The following is a 17,768-nucleotide window of genomic DNA, read 5'->3' as shown; positions in this document are numbered from 1 at the left end:
CCGCTTGATCGGTGCGCCGCGTTCAGTCCGGGCGCACCAGCTTGGGTTGGCCGAGGTTGGCCAGGCGGATGCTGTCCTGCATCCGCGCCGCTTCATCCTGCGTTCCGATCGGCCCCAGGCGTACCCGGTGCAGGGTCTGCTTGTTGACCACGACCGAGCTGATAAAGACCTGGGCGGAAGTCATGCCGCTGATCTTGTCCCTGAGCAGTTCCGCAGCGTCCGGGTTGGCGAAGGCACCCACCTGGAGATACAGGCCAGCGGCTGGTAATGAAGCGTTTTTTTTTGAGTCGACCTGCACCGGCGCCACGGGCGCGGCGTGCTGCGCCGGCGGCGGGGTGTAGACCTCGATCGGCTGGGCCATGGCCACCGCCTGGGGCTGCGCGCCGGCCGCCGGGGCGCTCTGCACCGGCGCCATCTTCGGCTGCGCCAGGACCATCGGCACCGGGCGCCCCTGGGCGGCCCACCAGCGCTGCGGGTCGATGCCCTCGACCTTGACCCGCGCGGTGCCGGTCTCGGCATAGCCGAGCTTCTTGGCCGCGGCGAAGGACAGGTCGATGACGCGGTCGGAATAGAACGGGCCGCGGTCGTTGACGCGGACGATGACGCTCTTGCCGTTGTCCAGGTTGGTCACCCGCACGTAGCTGGGCAGCGGCAGCGTCTTGTGCGCCGCGGTCATGCCGTAGAGGTCGTACATCTCGCCGTTGGCGGTGGCCTGGCCGTGGAACTTGGTGCCGTACCAGGACGCCGTGCCGGTCACGCTGTAGGCGCGCGCGTCGCTGAGCGGGTAGTAGGTCTTGCCCAGCACGGTGTAGGGGTTGTTCTTGAACGGGCCGTTGTGCGGCATCGGCACGGCATCGGGGATGCGCGATACGTCGACGTCCCACCAGGGGGCGCCGTCGCGGTGCGGCCGGTTGTAGTCCATCGGCCCGGAAAGGCCGCCGCTTTTCGCCGGTTGCGGAGCCCGGGAGCTGGTGCAGCTGGCGAGCAGCACGGCGCTCAGGCCGAAGCACGCCGCCGCCGACCAGAAGCCCGGTCGCTTCAGTCGCTGGTTCACTGGACACCTCGCGCCCGGACGATCTCGCCGGCCAGCTGATGGACCGCCATGGCGTACATGGCGCTGCGGTTGTAGCGGGTGATCACGTAGAAGTTGGGCAGCCCGACCCAGTATTCGGGGCCGTCGGCGCCTTCGAAGCGGATGGCGGTGACCTTGAGGTCGTCGCGCAGCACGTCATGGGTGCGCCAGCCCGCGGCGCGCAGCTGGCCGAGGCTCATCTGCGGCTCCAGGCCCTGGGTGATGGCGTCCTGGGCGCTGTCCATGCTCAGCTCGGCCTGCGACACCACCGGCTCGCCGGCCTGCCAGCCATGCTGCTTGAAGTAGCTGGCGACGCTGCCGATGGCATCGGTCGGGTCGGTCCAGATGTTGATGTGGCCGTCGCCGTCGAAGTCCACGGCGTAGGCGCGGAAGCTGCTGGGCATGAACTGCGGCAGGCCCATGGCGCCGGCGTAGGAGCCGTTCAGGCCGAGCGGGTCGACCTGCTGCTCGCGGGCCAGCAGGAGGAACTGCTTGAGTTCCTTGCGGAAGAAGTCGGCGCGCGGCGGGTAGTCGAAGGCCAGGGTGGACAGCGCGTCCATCACCCGGTAGTTGCCGGTGTTGCGGCCGAAGAAGGTCTCGACGCCGATGATCGCCACTATGTACTGGGCCGGCACGCCGTAGTCCTTCTCCGCGCGGGCCAGGGCCTCGGCGTTCTGGTTCCAGAACTCCACGCCGCGCTTGATGCGCGCGTCGGTGAGGAAGATCGGCCGGTAGTCCTTCCACGGCTTGACGCGCTCGGCGGGCCGGGAAATGGCGTCGAGGATCGACTGCTTGCGTTCGACGTCCTGGAACAGCGAAAGCAGCTGCTCGTCGGCGAAGCCGTAGTCGCGGGTCATCTCGCCGACGAACTGGGCGACCTGGGGCGAGCCGTCGTAGTCGCCCGCCTGGGCGGCGCCGCCGAAGCCGATGGCCCCGGCCAGCCCCACCCAATGGACACCCCTGACGGCCCACTCGCGCAGTATCTGCATTCCTTTCTTCACTCTGGTCTCAACGTTTCTTCTTCAAACCTGGGCGATCCATTTCCGGTGCGTATGAATCGACATCAAAACCCCGAACCCTGACATCAGCGTCACCAGCGAAGTTCCGCCGTAGCTGATGAAGGGAAGCGGAACCCCCACGACCGGCAGCAACCCGCTGACCATACCAATGTTGACGAACACGTACACGAAGAAGGTCATGGTGATGCTGCCGGCCAGCAGCTTGCCATACAGCGTCTGGGCCTGCGCCGTGATCACCAGCCCGCGGTAGATCACCATCAGGTACAGGGCCAGCAGCAGGCATACCCCCACCAGGCCGAACTCTTCGCCGAGCACGGCAATGATAAAGTCCGTATGGCTTTCCGGCAAAAAATCCAGGTGCGACTGGGTGCCCAGCAGCCAGCCCTTGCCGAATACGCCGCCGGAACCGATGGCCGCTTTTGACTGGATGATGTTCCAGCCGGTGCCCAGCGGGTCGCTTTCCGGGTCGAGGAAGGTCAGCACCCGCTGCTTCTGGTAATCGTGCATGACGAAGAACCACATGGCCACCGCCACCGGCACCGCCGCGGTCACCGCGCCGAGGATCCAGCGCCACTGCAGGCCGCCGACGAACAGCACGAAGGCGCCAGAGGCCAGCACCAGCATGGCGGTGCCCAGGTCCGGCTGCTTGAGGATCAGCACGAAGGGCACGCCGATCAGCGCCAGGCTGATCGCCAGGTGCTTGAGATTCGGCGGCAGGTTGCGCTTGGACATGTACCAGGCCAGCGTCATGGGCATGAACAGCTTCATGAACTCGGCGGGCTGGAAGCGGATCACCCCGGGGATGTTGATCCAGCGCGTGGCGCCCATGGCGTTGTGGCCCATGACGTCCACCACCACCAGCAGCAGCACCCCGATCAGGTAGCCCAGCGGCACCCAGCGGGCCAGGAAGCGCGGCTCGATCTGGGCGATGACGAACATCATCACCAGGCCCAGGCCGAAGGACGAGGCCTGCTTGAGCAGCAGGTCCCAGCTCTTGCCGCTGGCCGAATAGAGGACGAACAGGCCGGCCGCGCCCAGCACCAGCAACAGCAGCAGCAGCAGGCCGTCGATGTGCAGCCGCTGCAGCAGGCTGGCGCGCCGCTTCATCACGTCCTCGTTGGACAGCGTGCGGTCGAAGTTGGGGTTCATGTTCATGCTCATGGCTTCGGCGCCTCCGCCACCTGTGGCGCGAATTCGGGCTTGAGCTTGCCGCTCTCGTCCAGCAGCCAGGCATCCATCACCTGCTTGAGCACGGGGGCGGCGACGCCGGAGCCGGACTCGCCGTTCTCCACCATCACCGACACCGCGATCTGCGGGTTGTCCGCCGGGGCGAAGCCGATGAACAGCGCGTGGTCGCGGTTGCGCTCGTTGAGCTTGGAACGGTCGTAGCGCTCGTTCTGCTTGATCGCCACCACCTGCGCGGTACCGGACTTGCCGGCGATGCGGTAGACCGAGGCGGCGCCGACCTTGTGCGCGGTGCCGCGGGCATTGTGCACCACTTGCTGCATGTCGGAGTCGATCAGTTCCCAGTTGCCCGGCTCGCGCAGCTCGATGTCGGGCATCGGCTCGGGGTCGACCGGCGGCTGGCCGTCGACGGTCCTGGCCAGGTGCGGGCGGATCCACTTGCCGTGGTTGGCGATCAGCGCGGTCATCTGCGCCAGCTGCAGCGGCGTGGACTGCATGTAGCCCTGGCCGATGCCGAGGATCAGCGTCTCGCCGGGGAACCAGACCTGGCGGCGGGTGGCGCGCTTCCACTCGCGCGAGGGCATCAGCCCCGGCGACTCGCCGTACATGTCCAGGGACACGCGCTGGCCGAAGCCGAAGCGGCTCATGTAGTCGTGCAGCCTGTCGATGCCGAGCTTGTGGGCGAGGTCGTAGAAGTAGGTGTCGTTGGAACGCATGATCGCCGTCTCCAGGTTCACCCAGCCCTCGCCGGAACGGTTCCAGTTGCGGTACTTGTGGTCGTAGTTGGGCAGCTGGTAGTAGCCGGGGTCGAAGACCCGCGAGCTGGGCGTGACCACTCCGGCGTCGAGCCCGGCCAGGGCCACCGCCGGCTTCACCGTCGAGCCCGGCGGGTACAGGCCGCGCAGCACGCGGTTGTACAGCGGGCGGTCGATGGAATCGCGCAGCGCCGAGTAGTCCTTGAAGCTGATGCCGGTGACGAACAGGTTGGGGTCGTAGCTCGGCTGGCTGACCATCGCCAGCACCTCGCCGGTGGCCGGCTGGATCGCCACGATGGCGCCGCGGCGCCCGCCCAGGGCCTCCTCGGCCTTGGCCTGCAGCTTGCTGTCGATGCTCAGGACGATGTCCTTGCCCGGCACCGGGTCGGTGCGCTTGAGCACGCGCAGCACGCGGCCGCGGGCGTTGGTCTCGACCTCCTCGTAGCCCACGGTGCCGTGCAGCTCGGCCTCGTAGAACTTCTCCACGCCGGTCTTGCCGATGTGGTGGGTGCCGGAATAGTTGACCGGGTCGAGCACCTTCAGCTCGGCCTCGTTGATCCGCCCGACGTAGCCCACCGAATGGGCGAAGTGCTCGCCCAGCGGATAGTGGCGGACGAACTGCGCGGTGACGTCGATACCCGGCAGACGGTACTGGTTCACGGCGATGCGGGCGATCTGCTCCTCGGACAGCTCGAACATGATCGGCACCGGCTCGAACGGCCGCCGGCCCTGCTTCATGCGCTTCTCGAAGATCGCCTTGTCCTCCTCGGTCAGGCCGAGGATCTCCACCAGCGCCTGCAGCTCCTGCTGCAGGTTCTCGGTGCGCTCGCGGGTGACCGTGAGGCTGAAGCTGGGGCGGTTGTCGGCGATCAGCACGCCGTTGCGGTCGTAGATCAGGCCGCGGTTCGGCGGGATCGGCTGGACGTGGACGCGGTTGTTCTCCGACAGCGTCGAGTGGTACTCGTACTGGGTGACCTGCAGGTGGTACATGCGCGCCACCAGCACCAGGGCCAGGAGGAAGATCGCCACCGCGCCGACGACGACCCGGCGACGCACCAGGCGGGCGTCCTTCTCGTGGTCCTTGAGTTGTATCGGCTGCGGCATCGGGTACGGCTACGACTACTTGTGGTAGGGGTGCCCGGACAGCACCGTCCAGGCGCGGTAGATCTGCTCGCCCACCAGGATGCGCACCAGCGGGTGCGGCAACGTCAGCGGCGACAGCGACCAGCGCTGTTCGCTGCGCGCGCAGACCTCCGGCGCCAGCCCTTCCGGGCCGCCGACCATGAGGTTGACGGTGCGTGCGTCCAGGCGCCAGCGATCCAGCTCGGCGGCCAGTTGCGGGGTGCTCCAGGGCTTGCCTTCGACTTCCAGGGTCACCACCCGTTCACCGGGCTGCACCTTGGCCAGCATGGCTTCGCCTTCCTGGCGGATCAGCCGGGCCACGTCGGCGTTCTTGCCGCGCGTGTTCAGCGGGATCTCCACCAGTTCCAGGGACAGCTCCGAGGGCAGGCGCTTGACGTACTCCTGCCAGCCCTCCTCGACCCAGCGCGGCATGCGCGAGCCGACCGCGATCAGACGCAGGCGCAAGGGCGCTTACTCGCCGCTGTGGTGGGCGCGGCTCTGTTCGGCGCCGAGCCAGAGGCGCTCCAGGTCGTAGAACTGGCGGGTGGCCGGCTGCATGACGTGGACCACGACGTTGCCCAGGTCGATCAGCACCCATTCGCCGCCTTCCTGGCCCTCGCTGCCGATGGGCTTGACGCCCTGTTCCTTGACCTTCTCCAGGACGTTGTCGGCCAGCGACTTGACCTGGCGGCTGGAGGAGCCGGAGGCGATGACCATGACGTCGGTGATGCTGGTCTTGTCGCGCACGTCGAGGACGGTGATGTCCTGCGCTTTCATGTCTTCCAGAGCGGCGACGGCCAGCTCGACCAGTTGTTCGGTTTGCATTGAATGACTCTCTAGTTTGCCAGGGACGCGCGGTACAGCCCGTGCGCCTCGATGTAGTTCAATACCGCGTCCGGCACCAGGAAGCGCGGCGAGCGCCCCTGCGCCAGCAGGGCGCGGATCTGGGTGGCCGACACCGCCAGGGGCGTCTGCCAGATGAAAGTGACCTGCCCGGCCGGCCCGGCGAGGGCGTTGGGGTCGGCCATGCTACGCGCCGCCAGCAGGTCGCGCAGGGCTTCCGGCGCCTCCACGTCGGCATCCGGGCGTTGCAGCACCAGCATGTGGCAGTGCTGCAGCAACTCGTCCCAGCGGTGCCAGGTGGGCAGGCCGCAGAAAGCGTCCCAGCCGACCATCAGGAACAGCTGCGCCTCGCTCCCCAGCTCCGCGCGCAGCGATTCCAGGGTGTCGATGGTGTAGGACGGCTTGTCGCGGGCCAGCTCGCGGGCATCCACCGTCAGGGGCGCGACGCCGGCCACCGCCAGCTCGACCATGGCCAGGCGCTGCTGCGCCGAGACCTGCGGCGTCTCGCGGTGCGGCGGGCGCGCCGCCGGCAACAGGCGCAGCTCGTCGAGCCCCAGCAGTTCGGCGGTCTCCAGCGCGCTGCGCAGGTGACCGATGTGCACCGGATCGAAGGTGCCGCCGAAGAGGCCGATCCGCCGCGGGCGTTGCTTGCCCATCAGGTGCGCACGTGCCCGTCGCCGAAGACCACGTACTTCTCGCTGGTCAGGCCTTCCAGGCCGACCGGGCCGCGGGCATGCAGCTTGTCGGTGGAGATGCCGATCTCCGCCCCCAGGCCATACTCGAAGCCGTCGGCGAAGCGCGTCGAGGCATTGACCATGACCGAAGCCGAGTCCACCTCGGCGAGGAAGCGCCGGGCGTTGCTGAAGTTCTCGCTGACGATGGCGTCGGTGTGCTGCGAGCCGTAGGTGTTGATGTGCTCGATGGCGCTGTCCAGGTCGTCGACGATGCGGATCGACAGGATCGGCGCGTTGTACTCGGTGCGCCAGTCTTCCTCGGTCGCCTCCAGCACGTCGCTGCCCAGCAGCGCGCGGGTGGCGGCGTCGCCGCGCAGCTCCACGCCCTTGTCGCGGTAGATGGCGGCCAGCGGCGGCAGCACGCGCGCGGCGATGGCCTTGTGCACCAGCAGGGTTTCCATGGTGTTGCACGGCGCGTAGCGCTGGGTCTTGGCGTTGTCGGCGATGCGGATGGCCTTGTCGAGGTCGGCCGACTCGTCGATGAACACGTGGCAGATGCCGTCCAGGTGCTTGATCACCGGCACCTTGGCCTCGCGGCTGATGCGCTCGATCAGGCCCTTGCCGCCGCGCGGGACTATCACGTCGACGTACTCGGGCATGCTGATCAGCGCGCCCACGGCGGCGCGGTCGGTGGTCTCGACCACCTGCACGGCGCTCGCCGGCAGGCCGGCCGCGGCCAGGCCCTGCTGGATGCAGCGGGCGATGGCCTGGTTGGAATGGATGGCCTCGGAGCCGCCGCGCAGGATGGTGGCGTTGCCCGACTTCAGGCACAGGCTGGCGGCGTCGATGGTCACGTTCGGCCGCGACTCGTAGATGATCCCGACCACGCCCAGGGGCACGCGCATCTTGCCGATCTGGATGCCCGAGGGCACGAAGCGCATGTCGCGGATCTCGCCGATGGGGTCCGGCAGCTTGGCCACCTGGCGCAGGCCCTCGATCATGTCGTCGATGCGCGCCGGGGTCAGCGCCAGGCGGTCGAGCATGGCTGGCTCCAGGCCATTGGCCCGGCCGGCGGCCAGGTCCTGCTCGTTGGCGTGGGCGAGCTGCTCGCGGGCAGCGTCCAGGGCATCGGCGGCGGCCAGCAGGGCGGCGTTCTTCTGCGCGGTGGAGGCCCGCGCGAGCACGCGCGAGGCTTCACGGGCGGCGCGGCCCAGGCGGCTCATATAGTCGAGGACGGACTCGGTCATGGTTCGTACGCGTCTGCGTGAGGGAAATGCGCGATTATAGCGACCCCGCCTGCGCCCGCCCAGCCACAGCAGCCAGCCGGTAGACAGGGCGTCCCACCGGCGCGCCGGTAACGCCGCCCAGGCGCCGCGGGCCGCGCCCCGGCCGCGGAACGGTGACACCCGCAACAGCGCGTTGCGATTTCCCCCGCCCGAAGGTTGGGTAAACAAAAGGCCGGCCTCTGTCTACCTTGGAGCCACCCCGCCGCGCACTGCCAGCCGTTCGCCATCCGGCACGCCAGGGAAGAACAACAAGAGGCGGAACACCGCCGGAGATTCGCCATGCGCTACCGCACCGACTACAGCGCCCAGGCCCTCACCGCCGCCCCGGCGGTGCTCGAACTGGACGGCTGGCAACTCCACTACCAGGCCTTCGCCCACCGCGCGGACGACCCGCGCCCGCCGGTGCTGCTGCTCGGCGGCGCCTTCCAGAGCTTCCGCTCCTTCGCCGGCGAAGTCAGCGAGCTGCTCGCCGAGCACCCGGTGATCCTCCTCGACCTGCCCAGCCAGGGCGGCAACCTGCAACTGGCGCCGCAACTGAGCCTGGAGGACCTGGCCGACCTGATCGCCGCCTTCGCCGAGGCATTGCGCCTGCCACCGCTGATGCCCATCGGCCTGTCCTACGGCTCGGCCCTGGCCGCCCTCTTCGCCGCCCGCCATCCCGGGCGCTGCGCGCGCCTGCTGCTGGCCGGCATCACCGCCTTCGGCCGCCCCGGCGCCCGCGCCCTGCTGGAAGAAGCCCTGGCGCGCCTGGACCTGGGCCAGCACGAGCCCTTCGCCAACGGCGTGCTGACCGGCCTGGTCAACCCGCTGCGCCTGGCCGATACCGGCGTCTCCCCGGTGTTCCGCAAGGCCCTGCTGCGCCAGTTGCAGCGCCTGACGCCGGCGGAAGTCGAACGCTACCGGCAGAACAGCCGGCGCCTGCTGGCCTTCGGCGGCTTCGAGCGCCACCCGCAATGCCCGACCCTGGTGCTGGCCGGCGAATACGACCACTTCACCCAACCCTGGGAACACGCCGAATTCGCCCTCGCCTGCGCCGACGCCCAGTTCGCCCTGATCCACGACGCCGACCACCTGGCCCAGTTCGAACGCCGCGGCGCCTGCGCCCGGCTGTACACACCCTTCCTCGACGGCCAGCCGCTGCCGCGCAACGCCGCCGGCAGCACGCGCTTCCAGCGCCAGCAACTGCCGCACCTGGAACGCCGCTTCGAACCGCGCCTGGCGCCACCGCAACCCCGCGCCCTGCTGCGCCACGCCGACGGCGGGCAATGGCGCGCCGAACTGATGGAGATCGGCTACTTCGGCGGCCTGGCCCACGCCGACCTGCCGCCAGAACTGCCGCAACGCGGCTGGCGCCTGGCCATCCCCGGCGTGGAAGAACTGGACATCCTCCCGCTGCGCCGCACCACGGACGGCGTCGCCTTCATCTTCCCCCACGGCGATCCCCGCGCCAGCGCCAGCCTGGCGGAGCTGGTGGTGCCGCTGCAGCAAGGAGCCTGCGCGGCCTGAGGCAACGGAACGATGCCGCCTAGGTTCGCCCTCCCCTGTAGGAGCGAGCTTGCTCGCGAACCCCGCCGAACCCACCCTTGGGCAGGATGCGGTTCGCGAGCAAGCTCGCTCCTACGAAGAGCAGTTCAGGTGCGGGCTTCGATGACGCGCACCAGGCTCGGCATGCGCCCGCGCGGCAGGCACAGCTCGGCGCCGTGCACCTGCGGGTCGAGCACTTCCACGCCGGCGAAGCCGCAGCCGCGGAAGGCCGCGGCTATTTCCGCCTCGCTGCGGTAGTGCAGCGGATAGCCGCCGCGAGTGAGCCGGCCGATCAGGCCGACGCCCCAGCGGATCTGCCGGTAGCGCGGGTGTTCGCGCAGGTCGGGGTAGAGTTCGGTAAGGTAGGTGGCCGCCGGGAAGTCGGCCAGGGCCGCCGCCAGGCGCGTCCAGAAGCCCTCGATCAGCGGGCGCCGGAAGTAGTTCACCAGACCCTCGGTGATCACCACCACCGGGCGCTGGCGGTCGAGCTGGGCGAAGAGCGCGGCCAGGGTATGCGGGCCTTGTTCGGCGAGGATGTCCACGGGGTGCACCCGGTGCCTTTCGTCCAGCCAGCCCTGCCCTTGCAGCAGGGCCGACTTGCGCGCGGCCATGGGCGGCAGGTCCGCCTCCAGGTAGTCCAGTTGTGGGTAACGCTGACGGAAGCGCCTGCCGCGCGGCGACAGGCCGCAGGCGATCTCCACCACCTGGGTGACGCCGCGCTGCTCGATGGCCTGGCGCAGGCGCGCGTCTATCAGCAGGTGGCGCTGCAGCAGGAAGTCCTCGATGTTCAGCCCGAAGCCCAGGCGCGCGCCCCAGGCGATCGGCGCCACGCAGCCGTGCACCCAGCGCCCGAAGGCGGTGGCGAAGGCCGGCTCGGCGAGCTTGTGACGGAACCAGACATAGCCGGTGTAGTGCGCACTGGGGGTGATGTGCGCGCTGTCGGCGCGGATGCGTTCAGCCATGATTCAGTCTCTTGTTGTTATCATCCGCCAGCCTAAAAGCGCCCTGGTACCCACGACAATCCCATGCCTGCCGATCCCATCCTTGGTTTGCCCTGGCCCGAAGCGCGGCCGCTGCCCCATTCCTTCCTCGACCGCGACGCCCTGCTGGTGGCGCGCCAGCTGCTGGGCAAGGTGATCCGTCACCGCGTCGGCGAGCTCTGGCTGTCCACGCGGATCATCGAGACCGAAGCCTATTACCTGGCCGAGAAAGGCAGCCACGCCTCGCTCGGCTACACCGAGAAGCGCAAGGCGCTGTTCCTCGACGGCGGGCACATCTACATGTACTACGCGCGCGGCGGCGACTCGCTGAACTTCAGCGCAGGCGGCGCCGGCAATGCCGTGCTGATCAAGTCCGGCCACCCGTGGATGGACCGCGTCAGCGGCGACGAGGCCCTGGCCCGCATGCGCCAGCTCAACCCCGCCGCCGATGGCAGCGAGCGCCCGCTGGGCAAGCTCTGCGCCGGCCAGACCCTGCTGTGCAAGGCCATGGGCCTCAAGGTGCCGGACTGGGACGCCAGGCAGTTCGACGTGCAGCGGCTGTTCGTCGACGACGTCGGCGACACCCCGGCCCAGGTCATCCAGACCACCCGCCTGGGCATCCCCCACGGCCGCGACGAGCACCTGATGTACCGCTTCGTCGACGCTGCCTTCGCGCCCTTCTGCACGCGAAACCCACTGCGCCGCGGCCAGGTCGAAGGCCGCGACTATTACCTGCTGGACAGCTCGGAAGCGCACCGCACATGAGCCTGGACCTGTTCAACCAATGGATCGCCGGCCACCCGCAGTGGCTGGGGCTGGTGGTCTTCCTCATCGCCTTCCTCGAATGCGCGGCGGTGGTCGGCCTGGTGCTGCCCGGCGTGGTGATGCTCTTCGCCGTGGCCGTGCTGGCCGGCGGCGGCGCCCTGGGCCTGGGGCAGACGCTGCTGCTGGCCTTCGCCGGCGGCCTGCTGGGCGACCTCTGCTCGTACTTCCTCGGCCGCCGCTTCCACCAGGACATCCGCCGCCTGCCGCTGCTGCGCCACCATCCGGAATGGCTGGCCGGCGCCGAAGGCTTCGTCGCCCGCTACGGCGTCACCAGCCTGCTGGTGGGCCGCTTCATCGGCGCCCTGCGGCCGTTCCTGCCGCTGGTGGCGGGCATGCTCGACATGCCCTTCGGGCGCTTCCTGGCGGTCTCCATCCTGGCCGCCGCCGGCTGGTCGGTGGCCTACCTGCTGCCCGGCTGGACCACCGGCGCGGCCTTGCGCCTGCCACTGCCGGAAGGCTTCTGGCCGGAGATGGCGGTGGTCGCCGGCGGCCTGGCCGTGCTCGGCGGCGCCTTGATCCATGCCTGCCTGAAGCGGCGCCACGGCACCGCACTGATCGCCGCCGGGCTGAGCACCGCCCTGCTGCTGGGTATCCTGATCGGCTGGCCGCACCTGGATGCCCTCGACCACGGCCTGATGACGCTGATCCAGCAGGAACGCAGCCCGCTGCTGAACCACATCATGGTGGCGGTGACGCGCCTGGGCGACTTCCGCACCCAGGTGATCGTCGGCATCGTCGTCAGCGGCCTGCTGCTGGGCCTGGGCAAGTGGCGCCACGCGCTGTTCGCCGGCGGCACCCTGCTGGCCACGGCGCTGCTCAACACCACCCTCAAGCACTTCTTCGGCCGCGCCCGCCCCGAGGTGATCGCCGACCCGCTGAGCGCCTTCAGCATGCCCAGCGGGCATAGCTCGGCGTCCTTCGCCTGCTTCCTGGTGCTCGGCGTGCTGGCCAGCCGCGAGGGCTCGCCGCGGGTGCGCCTGACCTGGCTGCTGCTGGCCATGCTGCCGGCCGCGTGGATCGCCGGCTCGCGTCTGTACCTGGGCGCGCACTGGCCCAGCGACGTGATCGCCGGCGCCCTGCTCGCCGCCGCCGTCTGCGCCGCCGCGCTCTGGGCCAGCCAGTTGCGCCAGCCGCTGCCGGCCCTGCCCAGGCGCATCTGGTGGTGCCTGGTGCCGACCCTGCTGCTGGTGTTCTCGGTCTCGGTCGGCTGGGACCTCAGCCACGCCGTGGCGCGCTACACCCCGCTCTGAGCCTCAACGCCAGGGCGCGCCGCGCAGATGCTCGGCGCAGCGCTGCTGGACGAACTCGCGTAGCAGGGTCACCGGCGGGCTCAGCTGCGCGCGGTGGGTGCAGAACAGGTTCAGCGGCGCCGCCTCGCCCCGCTGGTCGGCCAGGACCACTTCCAGGCGCCCGGCGCGCACGTCGGCGGCCACGTCCAGCCAGGACTTGTAGACCAGCCCGCGCCCGGCCACCGCCCAGCGCCGCACCACGTCGGCGTCGTCGCTGACGCGGTCGCCGCCCACCTCGACCGTCTCGTCGCCGAAGCGCCAGCGTTCGTGCACACGGCCGCCGAGCATGTACAGCAGGCAGTTGTGCCGGGCCAGGTCCTGCGGCCGCTGCGGCCGGCCATGCAGGGCGAAATAGGCCGGCGCGCCGCACAGCACGCGGCGGTTGTCCGCCGCCAGGGGCAGCGCCACCAGGCTGGAGTCCGGCGGCTGGCCGAGGCGGATGGCCACGTCCACCGGCTGGCGGTAGAGGTCGGCCTGGCGGTCGCTGAGCAGCAGGCGCAAAACCAGCCGCGGGTGCTGCGCCTGGAACTCGTCGAGCCAGGGCAACAGCACGTTGCGCCCCAGGTCCGAGGGCGCCGAGACCTGCAACGGCCCGGCGATCTCGCTGCGCCCGCCGGCCAGCAGCTGGCGGCCCTCCTCCAGGCTCTGCAGCGAGGCCCGCGCATGGGCCAGGAACAGCTCGCCCTCGGCGGTCAAGCGCAGGCTGCGGGTGGAACGGGCGAACAGTCGCGCCTGCAGGGCGCCCTCCAGGCGCTTGAGCGCGGCGCTGGCCACCGCCGGCGACACCTCCAGTTCGCGGGCCGCGGCGGAGAGGCTGCCGCGCTCGGCGGTGCGGACGAACAGCTGGAGGTCGTCGAAACGCAGCATTTTCAATTTTCCTTTGAAAGAGACTTTCTTCCTACCCGGTTTTTCTTCACAACGAAAGAGCGGAGGATGCGCCCATCCCCCACTGCCGCAAGGAAGAGTCCCGATGAGCAGCCCCATTACCCTGATCGCCATCATCCGCGCCAAGCCCGGCCGCGCCGACGCCCTGCAGGCCCGCCTGGCCGAGCTGCGCGTGCCCTCGCGGGCCGAGCCCGGCTGCATCCAGTACGACCTGCACCGCGACCGCAAGGACGCCGACCTGATCTACATGATCGAGCAATGGCGCGACGAGGCGGCCCTCGCCGAGCACGAGGCCAGCGAGCACTTCCAGGCCTTCGTCGCGGCCAGCCGGGACGATCTGGACGAACTCGACATCCGCCTGATGAACCGCATCGACTGAGGAGCCGCCATGAAAGCCATCGGTTACACCCACAGCCGCCCGATCGACGCCGACGACGCCCTGCTCGACATCCAACTGCCGGAGCCGACGCCCGGCCCGCGCGACCTGCTGGTGGAGGTCCGCGCCATTTCCGTCAACCCGGTGGACACCAAGGTGCGCCAGCGCGCGGAGCCTGCGGCCGGCGAATACAAGGTGCTGGGCTGGGACGCCGCCGGCGTGGTCCGCGCGGTGGGCAGCGAGGTCAGCCTGTTCCGCCCCGGCGACGAGGTGTTCTACGCCGGCGACCTGACGCGCCCGGGCAGCAACGCCGAACTGCAGCTGGTGGACGAGCGCATCGTCGGCGCCAAGCCGGCCAGCCTCGACTTCGCCCAGGCCGCGGCCCTGCCGCTGACCAGCATCACCGCCTGGGAACTGCTGTTCGAACGCCTGCAGATCGCCGAGGGCCCGGGCAGCGCCGGGCAGAGCCTGCTGATCGTCGGCGCCGCCGGCGGCGTGGGCTCCATCCTCGTCCAACTGGCCCGGCACCTGACCGGCGTAACCGTGATCGGCACCGCCTCGCGGGCGGAAACCCGGGAATGGGTCCGCGACCTCGGCGCCCACCACGTCATCGACCACGGCAAGCCGCTGAGCGAGGAACTGCAGCGCATCGGCATCGGCCAGGTGAGCCACGTGGCCAGCCTGACGCACACCGACAGCCACCTGCAGCAGATAGTCGCCAGCCTGCGCCCGCAGGGCCGCCTGGGCCTGATCGACGACCCGGCGAACCTGAACGTGAGCCTGCTCAAGCAGAAGAGCCTGTCGCTGCACTGGGAGTTCATGTACACCCGCTCGATGTTCCAGACCGACGACATGATCGAGCAGCACCGCCTGCTGCAGCGCGTGTCCAGCCTGGTCGACCAGGGCGTGCTGCGCACCACCCTGGGCGAGCACTTCGGCCGCATCGACGCCGCCAACCTGCGCCGCGCCCACGCGCTGCTGGAGAGCGGCAAGGCCAAGGGCAAGATCGTGCTGGAGGGGTTCTGAACGGCGGGAGGCACGGTACGCCGCCCCCACGCCATCCCCATGTAGGAGCGCGCCCTGCGCGCGATTTCGCGGGCAGGGCCCGCTTACAGGTTATGGGGAGGTACGGCATCCCGGCCGGCGGATAACCGCGAACGGTTATCCGCCCTACGGCTCGGCCTTGGCGAGCAGGCGGCAGAGTTTTTCGGTGGCGGCCAGCATGGCGTAGCTCGGCCGCTCCAGGTTGCGGTCGGGCAGTACCCACAGCTGGTTCAGGCGCGTTGCGCTCAGCTGTTTCATGGTCCGCCATTGCGCCGCCTGTTCGGCATTGGGCGCCAGTATCACTTGCGGATCGCGGGCCAGCACCGCTTCCATGCCCACCTGCGGCGCCGGCTGCTGCAGGTCGTCGAACAGGTTGCGCGCGCCGCAGACCTGCAGGGCGTCGCTGACCACCTGGCGTCCGCCCAGGGTGTACAGCGGGCGGTTCCATACCTGGTAGAACAGCCGTAGCGGGTGCTCGCGGGCGTACTGCTGGCGCAGTTCGGCGATGCGCTGGCGGAAGCTGGCGGCCAGGGCCGTGGCCTTGTCCTGGGCGTCGAGCAGCGCGCCCAGCTCTTCCAGTTGGCTGGGGATATCCTCCAGCCGGTGCGGTTCGGCGACGTAGAGCTTCAGGCCCAGGCCCTTCAGCCGCGCCATCTGCGCATCGGGAATGCTGCCGGGCCAGACCAGCACCAGGTCCGGCCGCAGGCTCAGCAGGCGCTCCAGGTTCAGCTGCCCGTAGCGCCCCAGCGACGGCAGGGCCGCCAGTTGCGCCGGACGTTCGTCGCCGTCGAGCACACCCACCAGGCGCGCGCCGGCGCCCAGTTCCAGGACGCTGTCGGTCATCGAGGGCGACAGGCTCACCACCCGCTGCGCCGCCAGTGCCGGCAGGCCTAGCGATAGCAGCAGGATGGCGGCGAGCAGGCGCATCAGAGCAACTGGCGCGGCAGGCGGTACAGCCAGAGGATCAGCAGGCTGGTCAGCCCGAGGAGGATCAGCGCCACGCCGGACAGGTCGGTGAAGCACGCCAGCACGCCGATCCAGGCCGGCAGGCTGGCGCCGAGGACGCCATTGCGCCAGGTGCGCGCCAACTCCGCCCAGGCGGCGGGCTCTTCGGCCGTGTCACGGGCCTTGCCGGCGTCGATCAGGGCAAGCTTGTAGCGGCGGAACAGCGGCAGGGTGAAGTACATCGAGACCAGCGCAACGACGTACAGCGGGGTGGCCAGCACGGCCAGGGCGTCGATCTCGAAGCCCCATAGCAGCAGCGCCAGCAGCGGCCCGAGAGCCAGGGCCAGGTGCAGCCACCACAGACGCCCCAGGCGGCCGAACTCGGCGGCGCGGTTCACTGCGCCTCGATCTCCGCCTCGCCCTGGTGCAGCTCGCCGAGCATATGCCCGAGCTTGCCGGCCTTGGTCGCCAGGTAGCGCTTGTTGTGCGGGTTCAGGCCCTTCTGCAGGGGCACGCGCTCGGCCACGGTGAGGCCGTAGCCTTCCAGCGCCTTGACCTTGCGCGGGTTGTTGGTCATCAGCTTCAGCGAGCAGACGCCCAGGTGCTGCAGCATCGGCAGGCACATGGCGTAGTCGCGCTGGTCGGCGCCGAAGCCCAGCCTGAGGTTGGCTTCGACCGTGTCCGCGCCTTCGTCCTGCAGGGCGTAGGCGCGGATCTTGTTCAGCAGGCCGATGCCGCGGCCTTCCTGGCGCAGGTACAGCAGCACGCCGCGGCCTTCGCGGGCGATGGCCGAGAGCGCGCCTTCGAGCTGGAAGCCGCAGTCGCAGCGCAGGCTGAACAGGGCATCGCCGGTCAGGCATTCGGAATGCAGGCGACCGAGCACCGGCTGGCCGTCGTCGATGGTGCCCATGGTCAGGGCGACATGTTCCTTGCCGGTTTCCTCGTCGAGGAAGCCATGCATGGTGAATTCGCCGAAGGGAGTGGGCAGCTTGGAGGCGGCGACGAACACGACGGACACCGGAAACTCCTGAAAGTCAGACAGTAGTAAGGAGCCGGCATTGTAACAGCAGTGCCGGGGCCGCCGTCATTGCGAAATCCGCAAGTTGGCTATCGAAGCCATCGATGGATCGGCGATCTGGCAGAGTCCCTTCACGGCCTCGCGAGCTAGAGCAGAACAAGGCGGGAACAGGTTCGGAAGCGCAGTTCAGACCGCTAAATGAGCATTTCGAACCTGTTCCCAACGCAGTTATGCCGACGCGCAGCAGGCGGTGGAGGGGCTCTCAGTGTTTGGACTGGATATACATCATCCCCTGCTCCTCCCGCCAACCGACGCGGTTGAGGAAGCTCATGCCCAGCAGGATCTCGGTGGGGAACTCGCCCTCCAGCACGCTGGCGTCCACGCCCAGCACCTCGATGCCGCCGAGCTTCACACTGTTCAGGCTGATGCGCCAGCCCTTGACGGTGCCGCTGGCGGTGGAGGCGACCATGGGCTTGCCGACCACCCGGTAGTCGATGCCCAGGCGCCGCGCCTGGGCTTCGTTCATGGCCACCGTGGTGGCGCCGGTGTCGACCAGGAACTGGGCGTTCTGGCCGTTGATCGAGCCGGACACCCAGTAATGCCCGCCGGTGCCGCGGGCGATGCTCATTTCCTGCACCGGCGCCGGGGCCGAGTAGCCGCTGGCGTTGTATTCGCGACTCAGTTCGTAGGTGCGCTCCACGCCCTCGACGCGCAGCACCGCCTTGTGCGCGTCGGCGCTGACCACCTGCACGCCCAGCGGCCCGGTCTCGCCGACGCGGAGGAACTTGCGCTGGCCGTCGATGTTGACCACCGCGGCGTTGGGGAACAGCCCCACCACCCATACCTGCGGGGCGGCGAGGGCCGCGCTGGCGGCAAGGGCGAGGCTCAGGGCGGGCAGCAGGCGCAGCATGGTGGGGCTCCTTGTC

General features: G+C 69.5%; 19 protein-coding genes. 5 read left to right on the top strand and 14 right to left on the bottom strand.

Annotated features, from left to right (window positions below):
- Positions 1-22: 22 nt before the first annotated feature.
- Genes IG194_RS18910 through IG194_RS18875 form a run of 8 tightly spaced genes read right to left on the bottom strand, consistent with a single transcriptional unit; the run spans position 23 to position 7,917 of the window.
- Positions 23-1,054, bottom strand: a complete 1,032-nt coding sequence (locus IG194_RS18910) for a septal ring lytic transglycosylase RlpA family protein (RefSeq protein WP_009617297.1) — start codon at positions 1,052-1,054, stop codon at positions 23-25.
- On the bottom strand, positions 1,051-2,073 hold the full coding sequence (gene mltB / locus IG194_RS18905; RefSeq protein ID WP_099049029.1) for a lytic murein transglycosylase B: 1,023 nt from the start codon (positions 2,071-2,073) through the stop codon (positions 1,051-1,053). The genes IG194_RS18910 and mltB overlap by 4 nt, the downstream gene beginning before the upstream one ends.
- Positions 2,074-2,094: 21 nt before the next feature.
- A complete protein-coding gene (rodA, locus tag IG194_RS18900) occupies positions 2,095-3,198 on the bottom strand; it encodes a rod shape-determining protein RodA (RefSeq protein ID WP_099049098.1) in 1,104 nt (367 codons plus the stop codon).
- 50 nt (positions 3,199-3,248) lie between these two features.
- Positions 3,249-5,135: a penicillin-binding protein 2 gene (mrdA, locus tag IG194_RS18895; RefSeq protein WP_009617294.1), complete on the bottom strand. Its 1,887-nt coding sequence runs from the start codon at positions 5,133-5,135 to the stop codon at positions 3,249-3,251.
- Between the two features lie 15 nt (positions 5,136-5,150).
- A complete protein-coding gene (gene rlmH / locus IG194_RS18890; RefSeq protein WP_009617293.1) occupies positions 5,151-5,618 on the bottom strand; it encodes a 23S rRNA (pseudouridine(1915)-N(3))-methyltransferase RlmH in 468 nt (155 codons plus the stop codon).
- A 6-nt stretch (positions 5,619-5,624) separates the two neighbouring features.
- The gene (rsfS, locus tag IG194_RS18885; RefSeq protein ID WP_009617292.1) at positions 5,625-5,978 is read right to left on the bottom strand and encodes a ribosome silencing factor; all 354 of its coding nucleotides are present in this window, start codon (positions 5,976-5,978) and stop codon (positions 5,625-5,627) included.
- A gap of 11 nt (positions 5,979-5,989) precedes the next feature.
- Positions 5,990-6,652: a nicotinate-nucleotide adenylyltransferase gene (nadD, locus tag IG194_RS18880; RefSeq protein ID WP_043273479.1), complete on the bottom strand. Its 663-nt coding sequence runs from the start codon at positions 6,650-6,652 to the stop codon at positions 5,990-5,992.
- On the bottom strand, positions 6,652-7,917 hold the full coding sequence (locus tag IG194_RS18875; protein ID WP_058488458.1) for a glutamate-5-semialdehyde dehydrogenase: 1,266 nt from the start codon (positions 7,915-7,917) through the stop codon (positions 6,652-6,654). Before IG194_RS18875 ends, nadD begins: the two co-directional genes overlap by 1 nt.
- Positions 7,918-8,235: 318 nt before the next feature.
- Here IG194_RS18875 and IG194_RS18870 point away from each other — a divergent pair, with 318 nt between their 5' ends.
- The gene (locus IG194_RS18870) at positions 8,236-9,462 is read left to right on the top strand and encodes an alpha/beta fold hydrolase (protein ID WP_058488457.1); all 1,227 of its coding nucleotides are present in this window, start codon (positions 8,236-8,238) and stop codon (positions 9,460-9,462) included.
- A gap of 125 nt (positions 9,463-9,587) precedes the next feature.
- Here IG194_RS18870 and IG194_RS18865 read toward each other — a convergent pair whose 3' ends face one another.
- Entirely contained in the window at positions 9,588-10,442 is an 855-nt protein-coding gene (locus IG194_RS18865) for a class I SAM-dependent methyltransferase (RefSeq protein ID WP_058488456.1), read from the bottom strand.
- Between the two features lie 63 nt (positions 10,443-10,505).
- Here IG194_RS18865 and IG194_RS18860 point away from each other — a divergent pair, with 63 nt between their 5' ends.
- Positions 10,506-11,225: a DNA-3-methyladenine glycosylase gene (locus IG194_RS18860; protein WP_058488455.1), complete on the top strand. Its 720-nt coding sequence runs from the start codon at positions 10,506-10,508 to the stop codon at positions 11,223-11,225.
- Positions 11,222-12,535 carry a bifunctional DedA family/phosphatase PAP2 family protein gene (locus tag IG194_RS18855; protein WP_058488454.1) on the top strand — a complete coding sequence of 438 codons (1,314 nt, stop codon included), beginning with the start codon at positions 11,222-11,224 and terminating at the stop codon, positions 12,533-12,535. The genes IG194_RS18860 and IG194_RS18855 overlap by 4 nt, the downstream gene beginning before the upstream one ends.
- Before the next feature lie 3 nt (positions 12,536-12,538).
- On the opposite strand, the gene IG194_RS18850 is transcribed toward IG194_RS18855, so the two are convergent.
- Entirely contained in the window at positions 12,539-13,441 is a 903-nt protein-coding gene (locus IG194_RS18850; protein ID WP_064987594.1) for a LysR family transcriptional regulator, read from the bottom strand.
- A gap of 103 nt (positions 13,442-13,544) precedes the next feature.
- Here IG194_RS18850 and IG194_RS18845 point away from each other — a divergent pair, with 103 nt between their 5' ends.
- Together IG194_RS18845 and IG194_RS18840 are read left to right on the top strand one after the other, a co-directional pair.
- Complete coding sequence (locus IG194_RS18845; protein ID WP_043273468.1) at positions 13,545-13,838, top strand: putative quinol monooxygenase; 294 nt, start codon at positions 13,545-13,547, stop codon at positions 13,836-13,838.
- 9 nt (positions 13,839-13,847) lie between these two features.
- Positions 13,848-14,861, top strand: coding sequence for a zinc-binding alcohol dehydrogenase family protein (locus IG194_RS18840; protein ID WP_043313772.1), 1,014 nt, complete (start codon positions 13,848-13,850; stop codon positions 14,859-14,861).
- A 144-nt stretch (positions 14,862-15,005) separates the two neighbouring features.
- Here IG194_RS18840 and IG194_RS18835 read toward each other — a convergent pair whose 3' ends face one another.
- The 4 genes from IG194_RS18835 to IG194_RS18820 all read right to left on the bottom strand — a co-directional run bounded on the left by IG194_RS18835 (position 15,006) and on the right by IG194_RS18820 (position 17,752).
- Complete coding sequence (locus IG194_RS18835; RefSeq protein WP_009617278.1) at positions 15,006-15,806, bottom strand: cobalamin-binding protein; 801 nt, start codon at positions 15,804-15,806, stop codon at positions 15,006-15,008.
- Positions 15,806-16,222 (bottom strand): hypothetical protein, encoded by a 417-nt coding sequence (locus IG194_RS18830; RefSeq protein WP_009617277.1) that lies wholly within the window; start codon positions 16,220-16,222, stop codon positions 15,806-15,808. The genes IG194_RS18835 and IG194_RS18830 overlap by 1 nt, the downstream gene beginning before the upstream one ends.
- Positions 16,219-16,842: a GTP cyclohydrolase II gene (gene ribA, locus IG194_RS18825; protein ID WP_009617276.1), complete on the bottom strand. Its 624-nt coding sequence runs from the start codon at positions 16,840-16,842 to the stop codon at positions 16,219-16,221. The genes IG194_RS18830 and ribA overlap by 4 nt, the downstream gene beginning before the upstream one ends.
- A 262-nt stretch (positions 16,843-17,104) precedes the next feature.
- On the bottom strand, positions 17,105-17,752 hold the full coding sequence (locus IG194_RS18820) for a TIGR02281 family clan AA aspartic protease (RefSeq protein WP_058488453.1): 648 nt from the start codon (positions 17,750-17,752) through the stop codon (positions 17,105-17,107).
- Positions 17,753-17,768: the final 16 nt, after the last annotated feature.

Source organism: Pseudomonas sp. ADPe (genome assembly GCF_014843515.1).
GTDB classification, from domain to species: domain Bacteria; phylum Pseudomonadota; class Gammaproteobacteria; order Pseudomonadales; family Pseudomonadaceae; genus Pseudomonas; species Pseudomonas citronellolis.
Note: the sequence above shows the minus strand (reverse complement) of the source record. Positions and strands in the feature narration are given on the sequence as shown.

Excerpts from the sequence above, each read along its gene's own strand:
- rodA (WP_099049098.1), bottom strand. The coding sequence starts at position 3,198 with ATGAAGCGGCGCGCCAGCCTGCTGCAGCGGCTGCACATCGACGGCCTG.
- mrdA (WP_009617294.1), bottom strand. The coding sequence starts at position 5,135 with ATGCCGCAGCCGATACAACTCAAGGACCACGAGAAGGACGCCCGCCTG.
- rsfS (WP_009617292.1), bottom strand. The coding sequence starts at position 5,978 with ATGCAAACCGAACAACTGGTCGAGCTGGCCGTCGCCGCTCTGGAAGAC.
- nadD (WP_043273479.1), bottom strand. The coding sequence starts at position 6,652 with ATGGGCAAGCAACGCCCGCGGCGGATCGGCCTCTTCGGCGGCACCTTC.
- IG194_RS18875 (WP_058488458.1), bottom strand. The coding sequence starts at position 7,917 with ATGACCGAGTCCGTCCTCGACTATATGAGCCGCCTGGGCCGCGCCGCC.
- IG194_RS18870 (WP_058488457.1), top strand. The coding sequence starts at position 8,236 with ATGCGCTACCGCACCGACTACAGCGCCCAGGCCCTCACCGCCGCCCCG.
- IG194_RS18865 (WP_058488456.1), bottom strand. The coding sequence starts at position 10,442 with ATGGCTGAACGCATCCGCGCCGACAGCGCGCACATCACCCCCAGTGCG.
- IG194_RS18860 (WP_058488455.1), top strand. The coding sequence starts at position 10,506 with ATGCCTGCCGATCCCATCCTTGGTTTGCCCTGGCCCGAAGCGCGGCCG.
- IG194_RS18855 (WP_058488454.1), top strand. The coding sequence starts at position 11,222 with ATGAGCCTGGACCTGTTCAACCAATGGATCGCCGGCCACCCGCAGTGG.
- IG194_RS18850 (WP_064987594.1), bottom strand. The coding sequence starts at position 13,441 with ATGCTGCGTTTCGACGACCTCCAGCTGTTCGTCCGCACCGCCGAGCGC.
- IG194_RS18845 (WP_043273468.1), top strand. The coding sequence starts at position 13,545 with ATGAGCAGCCCCATTACCCTGATCGCCATCATCCGCGCCAAGCCCGGC.
- IG194_RS18840 (WP_043313772.1), top strand. The coding sequence starts at position 13,848 with ATGAAAGCCATCGGTTACACCCACAGCCGCCCGATCGACGCCGACGAC.
- IG194_RS18835 (WP_009617278.1), bottom strand. The coding sequence starts at position 15,806 with ATGCGCCTGCTCGCCGCCATCCTGCTGCTATCGCTAGGCCTGCCGGCA.
- IG194_RS18820 (WP_058488453.1), bottom strand. The coding sequence starts at position 17,752 with ATGCTGCGCCTGCTGCCCGCCCTGAGCCTCGCCCTTGCCGCCAGCGCG.